This is a genomic window from Pseudomonas sp. 1 (genome assembly GCF_056626735.1).
Genome location: NZ_JBWXMQ010000006.1, coordinates 1 through 25035, shown reverse-complemented (window position 1 = coordinate 25035; position 25035 = coordinate 1). Strand labels below are relative to the sequence as shown.

General features: G+C 61.1%; 20 protein-coding genes and 2 pseudogenes. 12 read left to right on the top strand and 10 right to left on the bottom strand.

Annotation, left to right across the window (positions count from 1 at the left end; all coding sequences use genetic code 11):
- The first annotated feature begins 80 nt into the window (after positions 1-80).
- From ggt to AC1MDC_RS10560, 3 genes are all read left to right on the top strand, one after another.
- Positions 81-1913 carry a gamma-glutamyltransferase gene (gene ggt / locus AC1MDC_RS10570; RefSeq protein WP_480392973.1) on the top strand — a complete coding sequence of 611 codons (1833 nt, stop codon included), beginning with the start codon at positions 81-83 and terminating at the stop codon, positions 1911-1913.
- Positions 1914-2169: 256 nt separating this feature from the next.
- Positions 2170-2472, top strand: a complete 303-nt coding sequence (locus tag AC1MDC_RS10565; RefSeq protein ID WP_480392972.1) for a type II toxin-antitoxin system HigB family toxin — start codon at positions 2170-2172, stop codon at positions 2470-2472.
- 3 nt (positions 2473-2475) lie between these two features.
- Complete coding sequence (locus tag AC1MDC_RS10560) at positions 2476-2847, top strand: helix-turn-helix domain-containing protein (protein ID WP_074692315.1); 372 nt, start codon at positions 2476-2478, stop codon at positions 2845-2847.
- Positions 2848-2981: 134 nt separating this feature from the next.
- Here AC1MDC_RS10560 and AC1MDC_RS10555 read toward each other — a convergent pair whose 3' ends face one another.
- From AC1MDC_RS10555 to AC1MDC_RS10540, 4 genes and pseudogenes are all read right to left on the bottom strand, one after another.
- On the bottom strand, positions 2982-3581 hold the full coding sequence (locus tag AC1MDC_RS10555) for a flavin reductase family protein (protein WP_480392971.1): 600 nt from the start codon (positions 3579-3581) through the stop codon (positions 2982-2984).
- 87 nt (positions 3582-3668) lie between these two features.
- Positions 3669-4100 (bottom strand): annotated as a pseudogene (locus AC1MDC_RS10550) (methyl-accepting chemotaxis protein); the annotation flags it as partial.
- 156 nt (positions 4101-4256) lie between these two features.
- Positions 4257-4895, bottom strand: a pseudogene (locus tag AC1MDC_RS10545) (PAS domain-containing protein); the annotation flags it as partial.
- A 207-nt stretch (positions 4896-5102) separates the two neighbouring features.
- Positions 5103-6416: an MFS transporter gene (locus AC1MDC_RS10540; RefSeq protein WP_480392970.1), complete on the bottom strand. Its 1314-nt coding sequence runs from the start codon at positions 6414-6416 to the stop codon at positions 5103-5105.
- Between the two features lie 199 nt (positions 6417-6615).
- On the opposite strand from AC1MDC_RS10540, the gene AC1MDC_RS10535 reads away from it, so the two are divergent.
- From AC1MDC_RS10535 to AC1MDC_RS10515, 5 genes are all read left to right on the top strand, one after another.
- The gene (locus tag AC1MDC_RS10535; protein WP_480392969.1) at positions 6616-8034 is read left to right on the top strand and encodes a short-chain fatty acid transporter; all 1419 of its coding nucleotides are present in this window, start codon (positions 6616-6618) and stop codon (positions 8032-8034) included.
- A gap of 200 nt (positions 8035-8234) precedes the next feature.
- Positions 8235-9932, top strand: a complete 1698-nt coding sequence (locus AC1MDC_RS10530) for a molecular chaperone HscC (RefSeq protein ID WP_085700915.1) — start codon at positions 8235-8237, stop codon at positions 9930-9932.
- An 11-nt stretch (positions 9933-9943) separates the two neighbouring features.
- On the top strand, positions 9944-11656 hold the full coding sequence (locus AC1MDC_RS10525) for a J domain-containing protein (protein ID WP_085700916.1): 1713 nt from the start codon (positions 9944-9946) through the stop codon (positions 11654-11656).
- Between the two features lie 62 nt (positions 11657-11718).
- Positions 11719-12891 (top strand): hypothetical protein, encoded by a 1173-nt coding sequence (locus AC1MDC_RS10520; protein WP_480392968.1) that lies wholly within the window; start codon positions 11719-11721, stop codon positions 12889-12891.
- A 181-nt stretch (positions 12892-13072) separates the two neighbouring features.
- Complete coding sequence (locus AC1MDC_RS10515; RefSeq protein WP_480392967.1) at positions 13073-13600, top strand: SET domain-containing protein; 528 nt, start codon at positions 13073-13075, stop codon at positions 13598-13600.
- Between the two features lie 8 nt (positions 13601-13608).
- Here the strand turns inward: AC1MDC_RS10515 and can are convergent, their stop codons facing one another.
- Positions 13609-14253 carry a carbonate dehydratase gene (gene can, locus AC1MDC_RS10510; RefSeq protein WP_007951756.1) on the bottom strand — a complete coding sequence of 215 codons (645 nt, stop codon included), beginning with the start codon at positions 14251-14253 and terminating at the stop codon, positions 13609-13611.
- 142 nt (positions 14254-14395) lie between these two features.
- Between can and AC1MDC_RS10505 the strand changes: the two genes are divergently transcribed.
- A complete protein-coding gene (locus tag AC1MDC_RS10505; protein ID WP_266200919.1) occupies positions 14396-14800 on the top strand; it encodes a serine kinase/phosphatase in 405 nt (134 codons plus the stop codon).
- Between the two features lie 125 nt (positions 14801-14925).
- Here AC1MDC_RS10505 and rimI read toward each other — a convergent pair whose 3' ends face one another.
- Together rimI and AC1MDC_RS10495 are read right to left on the bottom strand one after the other, a co-directional pair.
- Positions 14926-15378 carry a ribosomal protein S18-alanine N-acetyltransferase gene (gene rimI / locus AC1MDC_RS10500; protein ID WP_085700920.1) on the bottom strand — a complete coding sequence of 151 codons (453 nt, stop codon included), beginning with the start codon at positions 15376-15378 and terminating at the stop codon, positions 14926-14928.
- Positions 15371-16117 (bottom strand): energy transducer TonB, encoded by a 747-nt coding sequence (locus tag AC1MDC_RS10495; RefSeq protein WP_480393044.1) that lies wholly within the window; start codon positions 16115-16117, stop codon positions 15371-15373. The genes rimI and AC1MDC_RS10495 overlap by 8 nt, the downstream gene beginning before the upstream one ends.
- Before the next feature lie 231 nt (positions 16118-16348).
- Here AC1MDC_RS10495 and mksB point away from each other — a divergent pair, with 231 nt between their 5' ends.
- From mksB to mksF, 3 genes are read left to right on the top strand one after another with little or no spacing between them, the layout of a single operon-like run.
- Positions 16349-17641, top strand: a complete 1293-nt coding sequence (mksB, locus tag AC1MDC_RS10490; RefSeq protein WP_170929660.1) for an Mks condensin complex protein MksB — start codon at positions 16349-16351, stop codon at positions 17639-17641.
- On the top strand, positions 17631-18332 hold the full coding sequence (gene mksE / locus AC1MDC_RS10485; RefSeq protein WP_007951764.1) for an Mks condensin complex protein MksE: 702 nt from the start codon (positions 17631-17633) through the stop codon (positions 18330-18332). The genes mksB and mksE overlap by 11 nt, the downstream gene beginning before the upstream one ends.
- A complete protein-coding gene (gene mksF, locus AC1MDC_RS10480; RefSeq protein WP_266200917.1) occupies positions 18329-21169 on the top strand; it encodes an Mks condensin complex protein MksF in 2841 nt (946 codons plus the stop codon). Before mksE ends, mksF begins: the two co-directional genes overlap by 4 nt.
- A 212-nt stretch (positions 21170-21381) precedes the next feature.
- On the opposite strand, the gene AC1MDC_RS10475 is transcribed toward mksF, so the two are convergent.
- From AC1MDC_RS10475 to AC1MDC_RS10465, 3 genes are read right to left on the bottom strand one after another with little or no spacing between them, the layout of a single operon-like run.
- A complete protein-coding gene (locus AC1MDC_RS10475; RefSeq protein ID WP_085700924.1) occupies positions 21382-23685 on the bottom strand; it encodes a PqiB family protein in 2304 nt (767 codons plus the stop codon).
- On the bottom strand, positions 23678-24301 hold the full coding sequence (locus tag AC1MDC_RS10470; RefSeq protein ID WP_007951771.1) for a paraquat-inducible protein A: 624 nt from the start codon (positions 24299-24301) through the stop codon (positions 23678-23680). Before AC1MDC_RS10470 ends, AC1MDC_RS10475 begins: the two co-directional genes overlap by 8 nt.
- Positions 24288-24947, bottom strand: coding sequence for a paraquat-inducible protein A (locus AC1MDC_RS10465; protein ID WP_085701831.1), 660 nt, complete (start codon positions 24945-24947; stop codon positions 24288-24290). Before AC1MDC_RS10465 ends, AC1MDC_RS10470 begins: the two co-directional genes overlap by 14 nt.
- Between the last annotated feature and the right edge of the window lie 88 nt (positions 24948-25035).

Below are 25035 nucleotides of genomic sequence, written 5' to 3'. Positions count from 1 at the left end.
CAAAGATACCTGCGGTTTGCGTCGTACACGGTCGGCCGATACAGTCCGTCAGACTTTTATCCCACGGACGGAGAGCCCGCGTGTTTCCAGCCCTGCCCCTGAACCGTTTTCGCCTGCCCGCCCTGGCTCTGATCGTCAGCGCCATCGCCCTCACGGCCTGTAACGCACCGCCCTCCTCGACCCTGCCGCTGGCACCGGAAGCCGCCTCCGGTTACCGCACCGGCCTGCAAGCCAGCCACGCTGAAAAACACATGGCCGCCGCTGCCAATCCGCTGGCCGCCGAGGCCGGTCGCGAGATGTTGCGTCAGGGTGGTTCCGCCATCGATGCCGCCATCGCGATGCAAGCCGTGTTGACCCTGGTCGAGCCGCAGTCCTCCGGGATCGGCGGTGGCGCGATGATCGTGCTGTGGGACGGCAAACAGGTGCGCACCTACGACGGTCGCGAAACCGCACCGGCCGGCGCGACCGAGAAGCTGTTTCTTCAGGACGACGGCAAACCGATGGCGTTCCCGCAGGCGCAGATCGGCGGACGCTCCGTCGGCACGCCGGGCGTGATGCGAGCGCTGGAACTGGCGCACAAAAAGCACGGCCGTTTGCCGTGGGCGACGTTGTTCGAGCCGGCGATCAAACTGGCGGAACAGGGCTTTGCAATTTCCCCGCGCCTGCATTCGCTGCTGGAATCCGATCCGGTGATTCGCCGTTCGCCGGACATGGCCAGGTACTTTCTGAACAGCGACGGCAGCGTCAAGGCAGTCGGCACGCGATTGCAAAACCCGGCGCTGGCCGGCGTGCTTAAACGCATCGCCAATGAAGGTGCGGACGCGCTGTACAAAGGCCCGATCGCGGAAGAGATCGTGGCCAAGGTTCAGGGGCACGCCAACCCCGGTAGCCTGTCACTGACCGACCTTCAGCACTATCAGGCCAAGGAGCGCGCGCCCCTGTGCACCGACTACAAGCGCTGGCAGGTTTGCGGCATGCCGCCACCCTCATCGGGCGGGATTGCGGTGGCGCAGATTCTCGGCACCTTGCAGGCGCTGGAAACCCGCGATCCGCGCCTGTCCCTGACGCCGCTCAAGCCTGTGCAAACCGATAAACCCGCCGCTATCGAGCCCGCGCCGCAAGCCGTGCACCTGATCGCCGAAGCCGAACGTCTGGCCTACGCCGACCGCGCGCAATACGTAGCCGATACCGACTTCGTGCCGGTGCCGGTCAAAGGCCTGGTCGATCCGGGTTACCTGGCCAGCCGCGCCAGCCTGATCGGCGAACGCAGCATGGGCAGCGCCAAACCCGGCACACCGCCGGGCGTGGAAGTCGCCTACGCGCCGGATCGCTCGCCGCTGCGCATTTCCACCTCGCAAGTGGTCGCGGTGGATGACTTCGGTGGCGCCGTGTCGATGACCACCACCATCGAAGCAGCGTTCGGCTCGCACCTGATGGTTCAGGGCTTCTTGCTCAACAATCAGATGACCGATTTCTCGTTCATCCCCGAAGAGAACGGACAGAAAGTCGCCAACCGCGTAGAGCCCGGCAAACGCCCTCGCTCGTCGATGGCACCGACCCTGATCTTTGATCGCAACAGCGGCGAATTCGTCGCCACCGTCGGCTCGCCCGGCGGCTCGCAGATCATCGAATACGTGGCCAAAACCACCGTCGGCCTGCTCGACTGGAACCTCGACCCGCAAAGCGCCATCAGCCTGCCCAACTTCGGCAGCCGCAACGGCCCCACTGAACTGGAACAGGGCCAGTTCAGCCCGACGCTGATCCAGGCACTCAAGGACAAGGGCCACGCTGTGAGCGAAATCGACATGACCAGCGGCACCCAGGCCATCGTGCGGGTCAAGGATGCCCAGGGGAATGCAACGCTGGCGGGTGGGGCAGATCCTCGGCGCGAAGGAATAGCGTTAGGGGATTGAATTCCCTACCAGCCAACTGAAAAAGGCTTACCGAGAGGCAAGCCTTTTTTGTATGTCCAAGAATCCAATTCGGCGAAATCACGTTGGCTTTTCCTACACCGGAAAAATGCTGTACGGGATAGAGTTTTCCACTGAATTCACTCTCCTTCCCTCCACTGCCGACAGCATCGGTAAAAGTGATCAATTGACAGTAACCATTGGTCCAGAATCCACCATCAGACTTGCAGTAGTCCCACAGCGGGACTAGGATCACGCCATGAGAATCATCGCCATCAGTCAGCTAAAAGTCTTTTGGGAACAACATCCAGAAGCACAGCAGCCATTGCTGGCATGGGTAGACGAAGCAAGAAAGGCAAGCTGGAAAACACCTGTGGATATCAAGTCACAGTTTGCTTGCGCCAGCATTCTGAAAAGCCGAAGAGTTGTGTTCAATATCAAAGGCAATTCCTATCGCCTGATTGTCGCCGTGGCATACCGCTTTGGCGCGGTGTACATCAAATTTGTCGGCACTCACAAACAGTACGACGCAATCGACGCTGATACCGTCGAAATGGAGTAACCCATGAACATACGTCCGATTCATACCGAAGAAGACTACCGTGCGGCACTCAAAGACGTGTCCGCTCTTTTCGAAAATGAGCCGGAGCCTGGCACGCCTGAAGGTGATTACTTCGACATCATGATCACCCTTATCGAGGCCTATGAGGCCAGGCACTTCCCACTCGACCTGCCCAACCCGATTGATGCCATAAGGTTTCGGATGGAGCAGTCCGGGCTTTCAGCAGCCGATCTCGCTCCTGCAATTGGCCGGACAAACCGCGTTTATGAGGTTCTGAATGGCAAACGCGCTCTGACGCTTCCCATGATCTGGAAACTTCACGAGTTGTTCGGTATTCCGGCAGAAAGTCTGATCAAACCCATGAAGTCGGTCTGATTGAAAACCCGTGATGCAGGCACCTCAACATGTGTTGCCAACCCTGAATCCCGCTGCCAACTGAAAAAGGCTTACCGATAGGCAAGCCTTTTTTGTATTGCAACATCCGGCCATGACCTGTCATCAAGCGGCGCTCACACTGACAGCGTCTTGCCATCCACCGGATCGCCAATTGTCAGGAAGTGTCCACCGGCCACATGGTGCAGCGTGCGCAAGCCGTCATGCCCCTCGAAGTGCCAGCGTCCATCGCTGAAGACTCGCGAATCAGCGTGCGCCGCAATGACCTCGGCCAGGAACAGATCGTACTGTTCATGATTGCGCGGCTCCGGCAGCAACCGGCATTCGAGCCAGGCAACACAACCGTCCAGCAACGGTGCCTCGACCTGCTCACCGGCGAAAGTCGGCAGGCCATAAGCCTGGAACTTGTCCCGCCCCTGATCCCGATTGATTTCAAGACCCGAAGTCGAACCCACGGTCTGCACGATGTCAGCCTGATTCACACAGGGAACGTTGAGAACAAAAGTGCTCGAGGCCTCGAGCAGTTGTCGGGTCCAGGTGGATTTGTCGAGGACTACCGCCACTTTCGGCGGATCGAAATCCAGCGGCATGGCCCACGCAGCGGCCATGATGTTGCGCTGCCCGTCATGGGCGGCACTGACCAGCACGGTCGGCCCGTGATTGAGCAGGCGGTAGGCTTTGTTCAAGGGAACCGGGCGACGGAAGGACTCGCGCATGGGATCTGCTCCGGGAAAAAGAGCCGATTGTAGCGGGATAGAAACAACGAAGGGATGACCGCGAACCATCCCTTCGCCCGACAGGCATCAGCTCGATAACTGGTTGGCGAACTGGCCGACCGCATCCACCACTTTCTGCGCGCCGTCCTGAATCTCGACGATTACCGTACCCGCCTCTGCCGCCAGCGCCAGCCCTTGTTCGGCCTGTTGCTTGCCGTCAGTCATCAGGGCCACGGCGTTGCGCGCCATGTCCTGGTTCTGGCGCACCACACCGACAATTTCTTCGGTCGCCTGACTGGTGCGCGAAGCCAGTTGCCGCACTTCGTCGGCCACCACCGCAAAGCCCCGGCCCTGCTCACCGGCGCGAGCGGCTTCGATGGCGGCGTTCAGCGCCAGCAGGTTGGTCTGTTCGGCAATGCCGCTGATGGTCTTGACGATGGTGCCGATCACCTGGGATTGCTCGTTCAGCGCCTTGATGCCCTCGCCGGCGGTCTGCATGTGTTTCGACAGATCGCGCATCACGTTGACTGCTTCAGTTACCACACGGGTGCCGCGCTGGGCGGTGCTGTCGGTTTGCAGGGACGTGCTGTAGGCGATGTTGGCGGCGTCGGCGACAGCCTGTTCCTGATTGACCTGATCGGTGATCACCGTGGCGAACTTCACCACTTTGTAGAGTTTTTCGTTGGCGTCGAGCACCGGGTTGTAGGACGCCTCCAGCCAGACCGTCCGACCATGGCTGTCGACCCGCTTGAAACGGCCGGCGACGAATTCGCCGTTGTTCAGGCGACGCCAGAAGTTCTGGTACTCGGCGCTGTTGTACTCCTCCGGCTCACAGAACTGGCGGTGATGTTTGCCCTTGATCTGCGCCAGGCTGTAACCCATGCCCTGGAGGAACCGGTCGTTGGCAGTCAGCACATTTCCGCTGAGGTCGAACTCGATCACGGCGGTCGAACGCACCAGCGCGCCGATCAGGTTCTCGTGTTCGCGGGAGGCCTCGATGGTGCGGGTCAGGTCGCTGGAGAAAATCGAGAAATGCTTGATCCGGCCATCCGATGAACGAATCGGCTGGGCGATCGAACGCAACCACGCCTCTTCGCCATTACCGCGGGAAAGACGCACAGCGCCGGCGAAATGCTCGCCACGGGTCAAAGCGGCCTTGAAGCGGTGATGAAAATCGTCGGACTTCACATGCGCCGGCACGATGTCTTCGATCGCTCGGCCAATCAGGTCCTGACTCTTGTAGAACATTTCACTGAGGAAATTCTGGTTGACCGACTGAATCCGTCCGTCGGGCTCAAGGGTGAGCACCAGCATCTCGCTTTCCAGGCTTTCCTTCACTTGCAGAAGGCTGGAGAGTTCTTCACGAAGAGCCGCCAGCTCTTGCTTCAGGCGTTTGTTGAACATGGGAAAGCACCGATGGACTGGATGGATAGCGGGTATGCAGCCTAACCATCGGCCTTGGAAATCTTTTCTGAAGAGCGCTTGAGGCTTGTCCTACAAAAATAGTTACGCCTCGACAAATCAGGCAGTGCCGGCCACCGGACACTGTTCTGCGCGCGGCATGCGCGAACCGAAATACGCCGCAGTGAAGACGCCCACCGTGCCCATCGCTGTGCAGAACATCACACAGATCCAAGGGCTCCACGGCATCAGACCGATCAGCAGCAACGGTGTGACACTGGCCCAGGCGGCGTAGGCAATGTTGTAGGTGAAGGAGATCCCGGAAACGCGGATCCGCGCCGGGAACAGGCTGACCATCACCGACGGCACCGCACCGACCACGCCACAGCACAACCCGGCGATGGCATAGGCCAGACCGACCCAATCCCCACCGCTGATCAGGCAGGTGTAAAGCAGGCCGATCCCCAGCGGCAGCAGCAGGCTGTAGAGCATGACCGTGCGCCAGGCACCGATGCGATCCACCAGTCGTCCGGCAATCACGCAGCCGATGTTCAGAAAGACGATGCCCAGCGCACTTAACGCGAAGGTGTGGCCGGCAGTCATGCCGAAGGTTTTCTGCATCATCGTCGGGGTAATGACCACGAACACCACCACTGCCGAGGTCAGCACGCAGGTCAGGAGCATGGCCGGCAACATGGCCAGGCGATGGTCGCGCAGCACAGTGCGCAGCGGCAGTTCGACCCGCGCCTCGCGCTGCGCCTCCATGGCCATGAACACCGGGGTTTCGCTCAGCCAGCGGCGCAACCAGACGCCGATCACGCCGAACACACCGCCCAGCAGAAACGGATAACGCCATGCGTAATCCAGCACCTCAGCCGGGGTGAACACCTGCGCAAGAAAGGTCGCGGTCAACGCGCCGATCAGATAACCGAAGGTCAGCCCGGCCTGCAGAAAGCCCAACGCATAACCGCGATGCCCGGCCGGCGCGTGCTCGGCGACGAACACCCAGGCGCTCGGCACTTCACCGCCCACCGCCGCGCCTTGCAGGATGCGCAGCGCCAGCAGCAACAGCGGTGCGAAATAGCCGATCTGCGCGTAGGTCGGCATGATCCCGATCAGCAGGCACGGCAGCGCCATCATCAGGATGCTCAGGCTGAAAACTTTCTTGCGCCCCAGCCGGTCGGCGAAATGCGCCATCAGGATTCCACCCAGCGGGCGCGCCAGATAGCCGGTGACAAAGATCCCGAAACTTTGCAGCAGGCGCAGCCACTCAGGCATTTCCGGCGGGAAGAACAGCTGGCTGAGGGTCAGGGCGAAGAACACGAAAATGATGAAATCGTAGATCTCCAGCGCCCCGCCCAGTGCCGCAAGGCCGAGGGTCTTGTAGTCGGAACGGCTGAACGGCGCCGGTCGGGCAGTGGAATGGGCAGTCATGGCAAAGAACTCTGGCAGGCAAAAAACCAAGGCGCCCATGGTCTACGCAAACGGTCCGCCGGACAACCCGTTAGACCATAGTCTGATTCAGCAAAACACGGTCACAAAAATCCACCGGTTGATTTACTGTTGGCACCTGTCCAGACGGGCCGGCCAAGCCCCGAAGACCACAATAAACATAAAAATCCGAGGTACTCCCGTGGCCGTTGATATCGAAGATAGCCGCTCTGCGCGCTTTGCCTTGCGCTGCTCCAGTTTTGCCGAACGCTGGTTTCCCGACTCCTGGGTGTTCGCCGCGCTGGCGGTGATCATCGTCGCGCTGGCGACCCTGGCCATGGGCGCCAAGCCCACCGATGCCGCCATGGCCTTCGGCGACGGTTTCTGGAGCCTGATCCCGTTCACCATGCAGATGGCCTTCGTGGTGATCGGCGGTTATGTCGTGGCCAGTTCGCCGCCTGCCGTGAAACTGATCGATCGCCTGGCGCGGATCCCGAAGAACGGTCGCTCGGCCGTGGCCTGGGTCGCGCTGATCTCGATGGTCGCATCGTTGCTGAACTGGGGCCTGTCGCTGGTGTTCGGCGGTTTGCTGGTCCGCGCCCTCGCCCGCCGCACCGATCTGAAAATGGACTACCGCGCCGCCGGTGCCGCCGCCTACCTTGGCCTCGGCGCCGTGTGGGCGCTGGGCCTGTCGTCGTCCGCCGCGCAGTTGCAGGCCAATCCGGCCAGCCTGCCGCCGTCGATCCTGTCGATCACCGGGGTGATCCCGTTCACCCAGACGATTTTCCTCTGGCAGTCGGGGGTGATGCTGCTGGCACTGATCGTGATTTCGATCATCATCGCCTACGCCACCGCGCCCGGCCCGAACTCGGCGCGTGATGCCAAGGCCTGCGGCATCGACCCGGCCTTCAACCTCCCGCCGCTGCAACCGCGCACCCGTCCCGGCGAGTGGCTGGAGCACAGCCCGCTGCTGATCATCCTGTTGGTCTTGCTGGCGGCCGGTTGGCTGTTCCACGAGTTCTCGACCAAACCTGCGATCACCGCGATTTCCGGGCTCAACACCTATAACTTCCTGTTCATCATGCTCGGCGCGTTGCTGCACTGGCGCCCGCGCAGCTTCCTTGATGCGGTGTCGCGCGCCGTGCCGACCACCACCGGGGTGCTGATCCAGTTCCCGCTGTACGGCTCGATTGCCGCGCTGATGACCACGGTCAAGGGCACCGATGCCCAGACCCTGGCCCATCACATCTCGACGTTCTTCGTCAGCATCGCTTCCCACGACACCTATGCGTTGCTGATGGGCGTGTACTCGGCGATTCTCGGTTTCTTCATTCCGTCCGGTGGCGGCAAGTGGATCATCGAGGCGCCATACGTGATGCAGGTGGCCAACGATCTCAACTATCACCTCGGCTGGGCGGTGCAGATCTACAACGCCGCCGAAGCCCTGCCGAACCTAATCAACCCGTTCTACATGCTGCCGCTGCTGGGCGTGCTGGGGCTGAAGGCGCGGGATCTGATCGGCTTCTCGTTCGTGCAATTGCTGGTACATACGCCGCTGGTGCTGGCGCTGCTGTGGGCGCTGGGCACGACGCTTTCGTATCTGCCGCCCGTCATGCCGTAAACGATAACGACAGGGTGCTGGCTCCAGCGCCCTGTCTTTGCTTTCGACAAAACGCCCCGAACGATCCTTTCTGCGGCTGCCTGTCGCAAATAATGGCTCAGAGCCATCATCTTTCTTTACCGCGCCACTGCCTCGGTAATATTCTTGCGCGCCCAATATCTGTTTCATTTTTTGTCTGAGCGCAAAGGGAGTTCGTTGCAATGATCGTCGGGATTGACCTGGGAACCACCAACAGCCTTGTTGCCGTATGGCGCGGCGATGCCACTGAGTTGGTGCCTAACGCCCTGGGGCAGTTTCTGACACCCAGCGTGGTGGGCCTGGACGATCAGGGCCGGATTCTGGTCGGGCAAGCCGCCCGCGAACGCCTGCACACTCATCCGCGCCTGACTGCGTCGCTGTTCAAACGCCATATGGGCAGTGCGACGGAGGTCTACCTCGGGGATAAAAAATTCCGTCCCGAAGAGCTGTCGGCGCTGGTGCTCAAGAGCCTCAAAGAAGACGTCGAGCGCACCTACGGCCAGACCGTCACGGAAGCGGTGATCAGCGTGCCGGCCTATTTTAGCGACGCCCAGCGCAAGGCCACGCGCATCGCCGGTGAACTGGCGGGCCTGAAAGTCGAAAAGCTGATCAACGAACCCACCGCCGCCGCACTCGCCTACGGCCTGCACCAACGGGACAAGGAAACGTCGTTTTTGGTGTTCGACCTGGGTGGCGGCACGTTCGACGTGTCGATTCTCGAACTCTTCGAGGGCGTCATGGAAGTGCGCGCCAGCGCCGGTGACAACTTCCTCGGCGGCGAGGATTTCGACAACGTGCTGCTCGAGCACTTTATCGATCAGCATCGCAACGTCTCGGACTTCCCCGAGCGCTCCACCATCCTCCAGCCGCTGCGCCGCGAAGCCGAGCGCGTACGCCGCGCACTGGGCCAGGACGCCAGCACCGAATTCAGATTGCAGGTCGGCGAAAAACAATGGACGCAGACCATCACTCAGGCGCAGATGGCGACGTTGTACATGCCGCTGCTCGAACGCCTGCGCGCGCCGATCGAACGGGCCCTGCGGGACGCACGCATCCGCGTCAGCGACCTCGATGAGATCCTGCTGGTCGGCGGCACCACCCGCATGCCGCTGGTGCGCAAACTTGCCGCCGGGCTGTTCGGCCGTTTCCCGTCGATCAGCCTCGATCCGGATCAGGTCGTGGCTCAGGGCGCCGCAATTCAGGCAGCACTCAAGGCCCGTTCGGCCGCGCTGGAAGAAGTGGTGCTCACCGATGTCTGTTCCTACACCCTGGGGATCGAGACTTCCACGCAGGTCGGTCGCCAGTATGAAAGCGGTCACTACTTGCCGATCATCGAACGCAACAGCATCGTCCCGGTCAGCCGGGTGAAAACCGTGCAGACCCTTCACGACAACCAGGAACAGGTCGTCGTGAAGATCTTTCAGGGCGAAAGCCGCCTGGTCAAAGACAACGTGGCGCTCGGCCAACTGGACATCAAGGTGCCCAAGCGCAAGGCCGGCGAAGTCGAGCTGGATGTGCGCTTCACCTACGACAACAACGGCTTGCTCGAAGCCCAGGTCAGCATTCCCCTGACCGGTCAGCAACACTCGCTGGTCATCGAGAACAACCCCGGCGTGCTGACGCCCGAGGAGATCCAGCAGCGCCTGCAAGCCCTGGCGCAACTGAAGATCCATCCGCGCGAGCAGCAGGTGAACACTCTGCTCAGTGCACGGTTGGAACGTCTCTATCAGGAAAGCCTGGGTGACCTGCGCGATCAGATCGGCTACTGGGCCAAGCAATTCCAGCAGGCGCTGGATTCCCAGGACGAGCGGCAGATCCGTGAAACCCGTACCGAACTGAGCAAACAGTTGAGCGCCCTCGACCGTAACCCTTGGCAGTAAGGAAGTACGACATGGAATGCTGGTCTGTCCTGCAACTGCCCGAAGACGCCGGGCTGCGTGATATCAAGCGCAGCTATGCGCGCCTGCTGAAAGTCTTTCGGCCCGATGAGGATGCCGCAGGTTTTCAGCGCCTGCGCGAAGCCTATGAGCGCGCGCTGTCGATTGCCCAATGGCGCCTTGAAAACGAGGAGACCGAGGAGCACGGCGACGTCATGCTGGCTCCGGGGATCGCCGCGCTGGCGGTACAAGAGCAGTCCATGGCTCAGCCACTGCAGAAGACCGGAACCGATGCGTGGGATTACCCTTCGCCGCCATTCGAACCGGTGACCCCGGCCGCGCCCGAAGCACCGCTCGAGTCGCCGGTCTTGCGGGTACAGCCCCTGAATCCGGAGCCTGTGGAGCCGACCGTTGATCCGGCCGTTGAAGCCGCGTCGCAATTGCTGAACGGCCTCTCGGACACCAATCTGGACCAACGCTGGGAGCAAGCGCGCCAGCAGGATTGTGCGCAAGCGTTCCAGACACTGTTGCTGACGTTGTGCTTCGACCATCCCGCCCTGCGCCTTTCGATTGCCCGTTGGGCAGTGCAGCACCTCGGATGGCTGGGCCCGTGGCAGGAGATCGTGATCGGCGACGGGCAGCGCGGCATTCTCGCCACCGAGTTGCTGATGGATTACCGGCAATCGCTGGAGGCATTGCTCGCCTCGCAGAACGAGCGTGAATTTCTCGCGCAGCTCAAGACTTATACGGCCCAACCCTGGCTCCAGGTGTTCGACCGTCGGGAACACTGGCAGCAGATCATCCTGCAACTGCTGCAGGACACGGAATGGAGCGTGCCGCTGTTCGACCGTGTGTCCCAACTGTTCGGCTGGGACGACACCAAGGGCATTCATCCGCAACCGGACTGGCTCTGGCAGGCGCTGATTGAGCGCTGCAACCAGGAAAGCCTCTACGACACCCTGTGCGCCCGGGCCGAAGATCAGCGCAACGGGTCGCCCGACGCGCTCGCCGCGCGGATGCTGATCAGCCCGATGAAGCCGCGGCAACAGAAAGACATGACCGACCGGTTCATTCCGGCTGACTGGCAGGCCTGCCAGCAACTGTCGGAAACCCTCAAGTGGCGCTTCCCCGACCTGCTCGCCCGTTTGCCGTACGCCGACGTTTTCTACTGGCGACGGTTTTTGCCACGCTACATCGCCGCCGAAACCTGGTTGCGGTCATGGGCTGCGATTGCGCTGGCGCTGTGGCTGTTCTATCTGCCTGCCGAGCACAAGACCACGGCCATGAGCATCGTCATTCCCCTGGCCTTCGCCTGTGTTCCTGTCTGGTTTTTCCGGATCGGCTTGAGTTATTGGTTTCTGATCAGCGCCCATTTGATCGTCCAGGATCTGTGGTTGACCGAAAGGATCATTCCACGCCGATGGAACCCTGATACACGCTGGCTCGTGCTGCGCCATGGCCTGCCGCAAGCCGTCATGATCCTGCTGTTCTCGGTCATGCTCGGAGGTCTGGGAGCCTTCACCTACATCGGGGTGATCCTGATCGGGCTCTGGCACAAGCGGCGCATCGGTACGCTCGACCCGGAGTTCAGCGACAAGCACCCTTGGCTGACCGCGCTGCATTGGGCGCATTTCAGTCCGCTGCAACTGCTGTTTCTGGTGGTCATGACCGGCGTGATTCTCGCCAGTCAGCTCGGTTATTCGCTGAAACTCCTGTTCCCCGGCTAGGCTAGATGCGGGCCGGATTGCCCCTCCACCAAGGTTTTACCCTCGCTGAAAAGGATCTGAGCATGTTGAAACTTGCAGGCCTCACCCTCGCGGCGCTCACGTTGAGCGCCGCCGCCCACGCCGATGTCGACCTGAAACTGGGCAGCACCGAGCGCGTTACCCGTCTCTTCGCCTACCCCAACAATTGCAGCGTGATCTGCTTTCGCAACTGGACGCTGGAGCAGACCGTCACCCATTACCTGAGCCAGAGCGTGCAGCGCGACGGCTACACCAACGCCAAAGTGCTGGTGAAAAACGACAACGATCAGCTCTACGCCGAAATCAGCGGCGTACCGAAGGGCTACGACAAACCGCTGACCGCGCTGCTGGACGCCGGCGACCTGGCCTATAACGGCGCCAGCAAACTCAACGCCGACGGCAAATGGGCGTACAGCTGGTACCTGTTCCTGCCACTCGGCATGGCTCTGGAAAACCGCAAAAGTGTCGAGCTGCTGCACTTCCCGCCGGATTACTCGCTGACCCAGGCCCAGGATTACCTGCGCTCGAACACCACCGACCGCTGGGCCGCGCTGCTGACCGACAATGGCATCCCCGCCGATCAGACGCCGGCTTACCAGACCATCATTGACATCGCCCCGATCGCCGCGCCCGCCAGCGCCGGCAAGGATCTGGAAGGCGTGTACGACTACTTCAAGGATTACCAGACCACCATGGTCAAGCAGGTCAGCCAGAACGCCAGCGGCGCCGTGCTGCCGATGGTTGCCTTTGGTGCGCCGGTGCGTAACTGGATCAAGCAGCAATACGGGGCGACCGTGAATGTACTGGGTCTGGCAACCATCAGCCCGAGCGCGGGCGTGAACGTGCCGGTGCTGGGTTCCAACCACCCGAGCTACATCTGGTACGCCGCCGATCCGAGCAACTACACCGGCGACGATGCCCAGGCCAAGGCCGATGCAGCCGGTCTGAAGGTGATGGGACAAGATTTGAGCGCCGCCTGCTGGCAGGCCGGAATGGGCAGCAAACCCGGCACCGATCCCAAGACCCTGCTCAACAGCTGCACCCAGACCTGGCAAGTGACACAGAAAGCCAAGACCTGCGAGCTGTTCTACACCACGATCCGCAACCAGACCGTGGCACAAGCGGACAAGACCTGCTCGACCGCACCGATCAAATCCCAACTGCAACAGCTGAAAAGCCCGCTGCCAGACATGGCCGCGCCCGCCGCCCATCTCTGAACGGACATGTGGTGCTCCCGTGTCAGTCCTGGCTGACGCGGGAAAGCGTCTATTTCGACTGTCAGATCTGACAGTAGACCGCTAGGGTAATTTGCAGGATCTTGGATCCAATCAGCGTGTTGCAGGACTGACAGGATGTCAGCCGACGGAAGTCGCGACACCGAAGCCAACAGGGACCGTTATGAACACATACGCATTACCGGGCAAACCGGCACGCGATACCGAAGGCATTTATCCTTTTGCCGGACTCCCCGTCCGCCTCGGATTTCCGTCGAAGCAGGATTTCCAGATTGTTCACGACCCCGAAGGGGTGGCCACCGCTGTCATAGCGTGCCGGTCATTCCTGCGAATCACCCGAATGTGTCGGGTTTCAGGCCAACTGCTGCCTTATCGCTGTCGGCAGACCCGGCAGATGCTGGCCGGTATCCATCTCTACGATCCGCGCTTTTGCGGCGCGTTCGAGCATTGCTGCGACCCGAACACCTTTCTCGACATGAGCGAGTTATGGGTGTGGGCCCTGCGAGATATTGTCGAGGGAGAACGGCTGACGGTGGACTACACCGCCACCGAAGACAAACTGCTGCGCCAGTTCGCCTGCGGTTGCGGGTCCTCGCGCTGCCGTGGGTGGATCACCGGTTACGACGAATCACCCAATCTTGAAGGCCAGCGCTATCTGCTGAGCTGGCGGCGTCGGCAAGGTTTACGCTGAACGACCGATCAAGGCGCGCCGACCGGGCGCAAGCGGTATTGCGGCGGCAATTGCTCGAAACCGCTGATCGTGGTGTTCAGGCTTTTCCAGCGACCATCCTTGATGCCGTAGATGCAGCCGTGGATCGACAGGCTCTGCCCGCGATGCCAGGCGTTCTGGATGATGCTGGTGTGGGCGACGTTGGCCACTTGCTGGATCACATTGAGCTCGCACAGACGATCGACCTGTTCTTCTTCGGTCGGCAGCTTGGCCAGTTCTTCGCGCTTTTCGTAGTACAGGTCGCGGATCGAACGCAGCCAGCCGTCGATCAGGCCGAACTGGCGATCCTGCATCGACGCCCGCACACCGCCGCAGCCGTAGTGCCCGGTCACCAGAATGTGTTTGACCTTGAGCACGTCCACCGCGTACTGGATCACCGACAGGCAGTTGAGGTCGGTGTGCAGCACCACGTTGGCGACGTTGCGGTGAACGAACAGATCGCCCGGCAGCATGCCGACGATTTCGTTGGCCGGCACCCGCGCGTCGGAGCAGCCGATCCACAGATATTCCGGAGTCTGCTGGCGGGCCAGCTTGGCGAAGAAATCCGGGTCTTCCTTGGTGATCGCGTCAGCCCAACGCTCGTTGTTATCAATCAGGTCTTGTAAGTCATGCATGCTGTAAGGCCTCAAGAAAGATGCGCTGGTATGACAGTCGACCGCCGGTCGGGGTCACTCCGGAATCAAGGGTGATTTGCTTTGAATTTCTGGTGCGCCCGGTGAGTCCATCCCAGTAAGGCCCACAGTATGAGGAATTGCCATGACTGATTCACGACGTCCCTTCGATGCGGTGCAACCGGAGCCCATCGATGATAACGAAGACCGCATGGGTTCAGTGCATGAGCTGGACTTCGACGACGAACAGCCCAGCGCAAAGATCGGCGAGGAACTGCCCGAGCGCGAGCGCGAACAGTTGTTGCCCCGTGAGCGTGTGCGCGAAGCGGGTTTCACCGGGGCATCGACCGCCGACCATGAGCCCACCGACGATGACCTGAGCCCGGAAACCCTGATCCGTGAGGACGGTGCCCGGGATGCCCAGGAGCTCGGCGGCGACAATCAGGCCGATTGGGATCTGAGCGTGGTCGACGAGGACGACATCGGCGGCGGCAACGGACTGGATGAGGCGGAGCTGGCGCGCCGCGACCCCCTGGATCGCAAGCGTTGATTTGTATTGCCTGACAGGACGCCATCGCGGGCAAGCCCGCTCCCACAGAGATCCGGATCGTACTCAAATTATGTATACGACACTAAAACCTGTGGGAGCGGGCTTGCCAGCGATGCTTCAACGTTTCAATTGACCAGCGTGCAGGCCATGACCACGGCATCTTCACGCCCGCCGACCGCCGGGTAGTAATCCCGGCGCCGGCCGATCTCGTTGAAGCCGTAGCGTTCGTACAGGCGAAAGGCTGACGTGTTGCTGTCGCGCACTTCCAGGAAACATTCCCGGGCATCGGCCGCGTAGGCGCGGGACATCAGGTATTCGAGCAGGGTCAGCCCCAGTCCGCGCCCCTGGTTTTCCGGCTTGACCGTGATGTTGAGCAAGTGCGCCTCATCGAGGATGATCTGCACCACCCCGTGTCCCACTTGCTGCTCACCTTCGAACATCAGCCAGATCTGGTACTTGCCCAGGCCGTCGAGAAAAATCCCGCGGGTCCACGGATGGCTGTACGCGGCGTATTCAATCTTCAGCACAGCGTCCAGATCCGCCTCGGTCATCGGGCGAAACGATACAGCGTCACTCATTCGATTCTTTCCAGCGCGCCATCAGCCGACGCATGGCTTGCCACACGGCGGCCTTGCGCTGTGGCTCTTCCATCAACAATTCCAGCCCCGGCAACGCCCACGCCAGGCCAAGACCCTCGATCTGCAACTCACGGTTGAACGCCTCGGCATCCGCTTCACCGGCAAAGCGCACCGCCGGCAGTCCGATCAGCCACAGGCAGGCGCACGGCGCCGCCTCCATCTGCACCGACAGGAAACCCTGGACGAAATCCCGGGCCGCTTCCGGTCCCTGATCCATCGTGCCGCGGTTCAGCCATGGCCAACGCACCGGCTCACCGACAATCTGCGGCGCGTCCGGCAGACCGGCGGCACGCAGCATGTCCTTAAGTAACAGATAGGCAGGATCGCGGGACTGGAAAGCTTCGCCTGTGGGTAACTCCACCAGCAGCAGGCAACGGCCGGCGCGCAGCAATTGCAGGGCAAACCGCGGTGGCGGCACCGGTGCCGGCCTGGACACCACAGGTGTTTCGTCGACTTCTTCGACCGGTTTGGCGCCCGTGCGGGGACTGGCCGGCGAAGGTCGCGCAATCTCGATCTTCGGCCGTTCGACCGGACGCGCGGCCGGCTGCACCGGCGCTTCGACCGGGGTTGCCGGGATCTGCGGCGCGGCAACTTCGGGCTCGGGCATGTCCGGCAGCTCGGGCCGCGACGGGGCGGCAAAGGGCAATTCGGTGCGCGGCAGCCAGTTGACCACCTGCATGGCGTTCAAATAGGCGCGGCGGCGGGACTCGATTAGCAAGGGTCGGCCACTTGTGGATAACTGAAGTGCGCCGATTCTACCGCCGTTCGCTCAAGATCGCGCGCTGTTGATCGATAGTCTTGACCGATAACTTGACGCAAAGAAAAGCGACAGCCCGTCCCGAGAGTGAATCGCATCCTTCGTGATGCAGTACAATCGCGGCTTTTAATCGCCAACCAGCCGGCCATTCCGATGATCGAACCCAAGCGCGTCTTGCGCGCCCTCGCTGAACACTGGGCACTTCTGGAGCCACTGTGCGAGCACTTCGACCAGGGCACCCTGAGCCTCAACGAACTGCGCACGCAACTGGCCGCCCAACAACTGGACAGCACGCCGCAGGACATCACCAGCCTGCTCGACGTGTGGATCCGCCTCGACATTCTGGTTCCCGTGGCGAAAAGCCCGAACCGTTTCGAGCTCAATGCGCAGATCCACGATTTCCTGGCCTACCTGCGCCGCGAGCACCGTCTGGGCCTGTGCCTGGAGATCGAAGCCTATCTGCGCCACCTCGAGCGTCTGGCCGGTTATATCCAGGATGCGTTCGACGTCCGTGACGGCAATGATCTGGCCCGTCAGCTGCGCCTGCTCGACATGCGCGTGCGCGACGTTCTGAAGAAACTCGACAACGACGAACAGGCGCTGGTGGCCGTGGCCGAACGGGCCAAGACCAGCGACCGACAGATTCCGCTGCGTCAGCGTTACGCCGAAGTACTGGCGACCTGGGACGAATACGTCGAGCCGATGATCGATCTGGTGAACGCCGACGGCGCCTTCGAACAAGGCGTGCGCAAGGTCGAAACCGTGCTGCTGAAAATGCTCAGCGAACAGCAGCGCCTGGGCCATCTGGTCGATGACGACATGCTGCTGCGCACCCACGCGCGCATCCTCGAAATGCAGACCAGCGCCCAGTTGACCCTGCGTCACGCCCGGGAACTGCTGCTGCCACTGCGTGAGGAAGCGCGCCGACACAACGCTGTGACCCGTGGTGCCGCGCTGGCGCTGGCGGCGATCCGCCGCAAAGGCATCGACGCCGTGCCGCAAGCCGCGATGCCGCTGTTCACCCGGCCGCAAAGCACCTTCCTCGGCAGCGCCAGTCAGGTCGAAGCCTACGTATACGCCCTCGCCCGTTTCGAGCCTAAACCGGCGCGTTTCCCCAAGGCACACAAGTCGCAGAAAACCGGCGATGCCCCGCGCGCACCGCGCACCGTGCGCGAGATGGTCGACCGCTGCGAAGAATCCCTGCCGATGCCGGATCTGATGACCTGGCTGCTGGAGCAGGAGCCGGACGGCGCGACCGACGAATTGCTTTATTGGTTCTCGCGCCTGTCGCGGGAAAAACGCTTCAAGCGCGAGCGTCTGGAACGCCGCGAATACCACACTCAGGAGCACCAGGTCAGTCTGCGCTCCTTCGCCCTGCTCTCGGCCGGCGACGCCACCGAGGATTCTGCGAGCACCCTCTCTGCAGGTACGTCTAATGCATCTTGATCTTTCCGAACTGTCGCAACTGGCGCCGATCTTCCGCGAGTTGTTCAAGGGTTACCACGTCAGCCGTCGTGATCCTGAGCTGTATGCACAACTGTCGAATTTCCAGGACCAGTACCGCACGCTGTTCAAGGCACTGGGTTTTGAACTGGTCTGCGACACCCGTGGTTTCTACTACTTCGTGCCGGACATGGCTGCCGCAGCGGTGAACAAGACCGCTCAGCGTCTGGCGCTGTTCACTTTCATCCTGGTGGAGCATCTGGCCGATCAGGGCCGCGATCCGATCGCCGTGCTCGACGGCGGCAGCCTCGGCCGCGAAGAACTGCCGTCGCTGCTGGAAAAGTACCGCGACCTGTTCATCCAGGCCGAAGTGCAGACCGTTGAAGAGCTGGAAGAAAAGATCATGCGCCGCATGACCCAGCTCGGCTTCGCCAGCGAGGAAAACGGCGTGTACCGTTTCCTGCCGCCAATGCACCGCTTCCTAGACGTCTGCCTGTCGGTTCAGCAGGACCGCGACCTGGCGGCCAGCGTGCACAGCGTTCTGCCGCTGCCGGCACCGGTGCTGATCGACGAGGCCGCCGAGGCCAAATTCCTCGCCACCGACGACCCGCTCGATCTCAGCGAATTTGAGGAAGAGAGCGAAGAAGACGCACTGGCCCGCGCCATTGCCGAAGAACAGGAGTCCGATGCATGAGCCAGGAACGCTACGGCATCCGCCGCTTTGCCCTTTTGAACACCGCCGGTTACAGCCTCGGCCTGTTCCCGCTGGAAGAGCCGCTGTCGGTCTACGGCGCGAACAACCTCGGCAAATCCGCCTCGATCAACGCCTTGCAGTTCCCGATCCTGGCGCGCATGTCGGACATGAGCTTCGGCAAGTACAGCCTGGAACAATCCCGGCGCTTCTACTTTGCCTCCGACACCAGTTACATCCTCGTTGAAGTGAACCTGCCCCACGGCCCGCACGTGATCGGCGTGGTTGGTCGCGGCCCGGGTGGCGGTTTCGGTCACCAGTTCTTCGCCTACGCCGGCAAGCTCGACCTGGCTCACTACCAGAAAAACGACACCTGCCTGCGTCAGAAAGAGCTGTTCAGCAACCTTGAGAAAGAAGGTCTGAAAGCCTACGAACTCAAACCTGACGAGCTGCGTCGTTTGCTGGTCGGCGGTCATACGTCGATCCCGCTCGACCTGACTCTGATTCCGCTGCGCTCCACCAGCGAGCAGAGCCTGAAGACTTTCCGCGCGCTGTTCATCAACCTGCTGCACATGCGCGAAATCACCGCAGCCAAGCTCAAGCAATTGTTCCTCGATGCCTTCGAACACAGCCTGCGTTCCGGCAGCGTCGATTACATCGCGGCGTGCGAAGAAGCCTTCCGCGACGTGCGGCGCATGGAACAGGATTACAACTCGCTGGTGGCTGCCGGCCCGTTGGTCGAAGCCTTGTCCAATGGCGTGAAGCAGCGCGATGTGCTGCGCGGCAAACTGCATCGCCTGTCGCCGCTGCTCGACTCGTTGCTCGGCACCTGGTCGGACTACGCCACGGCGCGCAAGGAAGAGCTGACCATTCAGGCCGAGCACTACCGTCGCGAGCAGGACGACCTGCAAAACGATCAGCGGGGTGGCACTCAGGAGCTGATGCGTCTGGAACGGGAAATCTCCGGCATCCAGCGCTGGCTCGGCGAACTGTCGGTACTGAAAAACCGCTTTGCGCTGGTCGATGACGTCAAGGTGCTGGAGCAGCAACTGCTGGCGGCCAAGGACGCTCACGACGAACTGGCCGGTGCACTGGCGCAGTCCCGTCAGTTCAGCGCCGAGGATCTGGAGGAACGTCTTCGCGATCTGGAAAAACGCCTGAAGTCGGTGAAGCAGCAACTCGATCACGCCGACAACAACAGCTACGCGCGCCTGCGCGAAGAGTTCTCGCAGCAGGACGTCGAACGTCTGATGCGCCTGTTCAACAGCGCGCTGTTCAGCCTGCCGCTGGGCGAACATGGCATCACCCTCGACGAGGATGGCGAATGGGTGAAGTCGGTCGAGCTGATCCTCGACGGTTTCAAGGGCGAGCGTTTCGAAGTGCCGGGCCTGTCGATCGACATCTCGCACATAGAGCCGCCGGCGCTGCAAGCGCTGGCCGACCGCGCTGCGCTGCGCGATCAGAAAGAACGCCTGGAAAAAGAGCTCAAACAGCTCAAGACCCAACAAGCCGTAGCCGCCGACCGCGCTGCGAGCAAGACCCAGACCGAGGCGCTGTACCAGCAGGTACTGGATGCGCAGAAGGCGCTGGAAGACTTCCGTCGCACCCAGACCTTGAGCGCCGAAGAAGGCGACAAGCTCGAGCAACTGGCGCAGATGGAGGCCGCGCAGGACGAACTCAAACGCTCCAGCGATGCGTTCACCGAGCGCGTCCAGCAACTGTCGGCCAAGCTGCAATTGGTCGGCCGGCAGATCGCCGACATGGAAGCCAAGCAACGCACCCTCGACGACGCCCTGCGTCGCCGTCAGCTGTTGCCGGCAGACCTGCCGTTCGGTACGCCGTTCATGGATCCGGTCGACGATTCGATGGACAACCTGCTGCCGCTGCTCAACGACTATCAGGACAGCTGGCAAGGCCTGCTGCGTGCCGACGGTCAGATTGAAGCGCTTTACGCACAAGTGCGCCTTAAGGGCGTGGCCAAGTTCGACAGCGAAGACGACATGGAGCGCCGCCTGTCGTTGCTGATCAACGCTTACGCGCACCGTACCGACGAAGCCCTGACCCTCGGCAAGGCCCGTCGTGCAGCCGTGACCGATATTGCCCGAACCCTGCGCAACATCCGCAGCGACTACGACAGCCTCGAGCACCAACTGGCGTTGTTCAACCGCGAGATCAACAAGCGTCAGGTGTCCAACCTGCAGAGCTTCCGCATCGTGCTCGCACCGAACAAGGAAGCCCTCAAGCACATCGACCAGATCATCCACAGCGCCGGCCAGTACGAAGAAGGCGAAACCCTGTCGGTGTTCGACCTGAGCCAAAGTGCGGAACAGGACAACAAGAACGAAGAGGCCAAGGAATACCTGGCACGGCTGGTGGCGGCGAACCACAACCAGCTTGGCCTCAAGGACTTGTTCGAACTGGCGTTCGAGATCACCAAGGTCAACGGCCAGCCGGTGATCCACACCGACATCGACGGCGCGGCGTCCAACGGCACCACGATGACCATCAAGGCGCTGACCAACATGTACTTGTTGCTGCACTTGATGGACCGCGACCTGGCCGGCCGCGTGCGTCTGCCGTACTACCTCGACGAGGCGGCGGACATCGACGAGAAGAACCAGGCCGCCCTGCTGGAAACCAGCCTGCAACTGGGCTTCGTGCCGATTCTGGCGAGCGTGAAGCCGCAGGTCTGCGCCAGTGTCGCCATCGACCTGGAAGGTGGCAGCGGCCCGGCCGGTATCTACATCGACGAGGCGGACTGGAAGTACATCCGTCGCCACGATGTGGTGAAAGCCACGATCAACGTCGAAGCGGACGAGCCGGAGCTGGATGCGGTTTGATGCGTAACTGACGGCTACAAAAAAGGGCCGCGATCCATTGGATCGCGGCCCTTTTTTATGTCTTGGAATTTTGTGCTGAATGACAGGGCCTCTTCGCGGGCAAGCCCGCTCCCACAGGATTGATGTCTTACACAAATTTGTATTCAACACAAAAACCTGTGGGAGCGGGCTTGCCCGCGAAGGCGCCCTCAACAACGCCCATATTTTCCGGATTATTTACCGAGGGGGATTTTCGGCGCCCAGTTCAGCCACTCGTCTTCGAACTTGTCGAACAGCGGGAAGGTTTGTTCGGCGCGGGCCGGATTGCCCATCTTCTCGCCGTCCGGGGTGGCGAAGGCGATACCGCCCTGAATCACTGTTTCAAGCGACTCGGTGCGCATGGTCACGCCTTTGAACAAGCCGATATCGAAACCGACGCCGCTGGTGTTCCAGAAGCGACTGCCGCTGCGCACCAGTGGCGCGTACTTCGGTTCGATCAGGATGTGCACCAGTACGCGATCCGCTGTCTGGCCCAGTTCGTAACCGGTGACTTTGCCCACGGTGATCTCGCGGTAGGTGACCGGCACACCCGGTTTCAGCGAGCCACGACGAGCAGCGCTCAATACCAGACTCAAACCAGCCTCTTGCTTGGTCACCTCCGGTGGATTGGCCAGGGCCACGAAGTTCTTCTGCGGGCCGAGGTTCTTGGCCGCCGGTTGCACTTCGATGTACTGGCCGGTAACCAGGGTCTCCAGGTTCGAGGTCTTGATCAGCCCCAATTCCGGCTTGACCACCCAGAACTGACTGCCGACCCGGGCGATCTTCTCCGGCACTTCAGTGATGCGCGCGGTGAGGATCACCGATTGCAGATCATCGGTCAGGTCGACACTTTCGATCTTGCCGACGTCCAGGCCTTTGAAGCGAACCGGTGTGCCGCTGCGCAGACCGTCCGCGCGATCGACCTTGATGGTGACGACAGCGCCTTTCTGATTCGCTTCGTCGTGGCTGGCGAACAGACGGAAGCGTGGAATGCGTTTTTGCAGCGGTGCCTTGGCTTGCGGCGTTTCGAAGGCAATACCGCCGGCCATCAGGGTCTGCAACGATTCACTCTTGACCTGAATGCCGCCCGTCAGACCGCCAGTCAGCGTGACGCCGCTGACGTTCCAGAACCGGGTCGAGGCGTTGACCAGGTTTTCGTATTCCTTCTCGATGTGGACGCCGATCACCAGTTGCTTGCGGGTCTTGGAGAACTGATAGCTCTGCACCGAACCGACCTTGACCTGCTTGTAGAGAATCGGGCTGCCGACATCGATCGAACCGAGGGTGTCGGTGAACAGCACAAGGTGCAGCCCGGGTGCGCGCAGATCCAGCGGCGGTGCTTTTGGCCGGGCCTCGAATTCACGTTGTGGCGCACCACCCTTGTCGCCCGGACGGACCGCGATGTAGTTACCTTTGACCAACGCTTCCAGACCGGTGATGCCTGCCAGTGAGATCGAAGGTTTGACCACCCAGAATTGCGTGCCGGTGACCAGATAGTCTTCAGCCAGCGGATCGAGGGTCAGCTCGGCGGTTGCGCTGGACAGGTCCGGATCGATCTTCAGCGCTTTCAGGTTACCGACCTGAATGCCCTTGTACATCACCGGGGTACGCCCGGCCTGCAGGCCTTCGAAATCGCTGAGTTTGACCTTCACACGGATGCCGGCGGCGGCCGCGTCGAAGTCTTCATAGAGACGAAACGGCAGGCTCGGATCGGTGGGCGGGCTGTCCTTGCGGTTCTCCGGGGTGGCGAAGGCGATACCGCCGGCGACGATACTGGCAAGAGATTCGCTGCGCACTTTCACGCCGGACAGGTTGGCGTCGATGCTGATGCCGCTGGCGTTCCAGAAACGGGTGTGTTTGCGCACCAGTTTGGCGTAGGTCGGTTCGATGAATACCTTGAGCTCGACCGTGCTCTGGTCTTCCGACAGCACATAACTTTTGATCTGACCGACTTTGATCTGTTTGTAGAAAACCGGGCTGCCACGATTCAACGAACCGAGGCGATCGGCCTTGATGGTCAGGTGCAGGCCGGGCTTGGAATCCGATAGCGGTGGCTCTTCGGCCAGGGCCTTGAACTTGCGAGTCGGCTCGCCTTCGCCGGGGCTGATGGCGACGTAGTTACCCGAAACCAGCGTTTCCAGACCGGTGATCCCTGCCAGGGTCACGCTTGGCTTGACCAGCCAGAATCGGGTGCTGGTCTTGAGGTACTGATCGACATCCTTGTTCATCTCGATAGTCGCGATGACACCTTTGGAGTTGCCTTCATCATCGAGCTTGAGGGCTTTCACCTTGCCGACCGGCATGCCTTTGTAGACCACTTCGGTCTTGTTGGCCTGAATGCCTTCACCACTTTCAAAACGCACCTGAATCTCGATGCCGGTTTCGGTATAGGCACGCCAGCCGAGCCAGCCACCGATAATCAGGGCGATCAGGGGCAACACCCAGATGGCGGACCAGTTCGAAGCCGGTCGGGTTTTCGCTACAGGCAAATCAGTCATGGTCGGCGTCCGACTCCGTGTTATCCCAAATCAGTCGGGGATCGAAAGTGACAGCGGCGAGCATCGTCAGAATCACCACACTGGCGAAGGCGATGGCGCCAAGATTGGCTTCGACGCTGGCAAGCCGGCCGAAGTTGACGACCGCCACCAGAATGGCGATCACGAAAATATCGAGCATCGACCAGCGACCGATGAACTCGATGAAGCGGTACATCCAGATCCGCTGACGGGCGGACAAGGGCTGGCGACGCTGCACAGAAAACAGTAGCAGCGCGATGCCCACCAGTTTGAACGTCGGCACCAGAATACTGGCGATGAATACCACGGCGGCGATCGGAATCATGCCGTGCTGCACCAGCTGGATGACACCGGACATGATCGTGCTCGGATCACCCTGGCCCAGTGAGCTGACTGTCATGATCGGCAATACGTTGGCCGGGATGTAGATAATTGCGGCCGTGATCAGCAGCGCCCAGGTTCGCGCGAGACTATTGGGCCGACGGGCGTGAACCAGCGCACCGCATCGAGTGCAGGTCTGCACATCGCTGTCGGTATCCTGCCTGTTCAATTCGTGGCATTCGGTACAGATCAGAATGCCTGCATCAATCGCCCGCATGGGCATCTTCTCCTGATAACGCCTGCCAGATCTGGTGCGGCGACATCACCACTTCGAGCCAGACCTGAACCAGTAACAAGCCGATGAAACACGCCAGACCGAGGCCCACGGTGATAGCTGCCATGTCCGCCAGTTTGACGATTGCGACCAGGACACCCATCAGGTAGACCTCGAGCATGCCCCAGTCTTTGAGGTGGTGATAAATGCGGTAGAGCAGCAGGCCATAACTGCGTCCGGTGTTGAAACGGATCGTCAGCAACACAATCAATTGGCACAGCAGTTTCAGCAGCGGAATTGCCATGCTGCAAAGGAATACCACCACTGAAACACCGCGCATATCGGTGTTGAAAAGACCGATCACACCGCTCCAGACAGTGTCCTGCGACGATTGCCCGAGAAGATTGAGCTGCATGATGGGTAAAAAGTTCGCCGGCACGTAGAGCAACAACGCGGCAATGACCAGGGCGAGACTGCGCTGCACCACGTTATGACGGTGAGCGTACAGTTCGTAACCGCAGCGTGGACAGAGAGCTTTTTCGCCGTGAGCAAGCTTGGGCTTGCGCATCAGCAGATCGCACTCATGGCAGGCCACCAAGTCATCCAGCGGTAAATCTGACAGCCCGGGGGCGTCAACCGAATCCGACATAAGGGCTCTGACTCCGAAAAAGTTGGGATCTATTCTAGTGTTCTGATTCGAAAATAACTGTGCAAATTTGTTCGCTGACGCGAGCAAA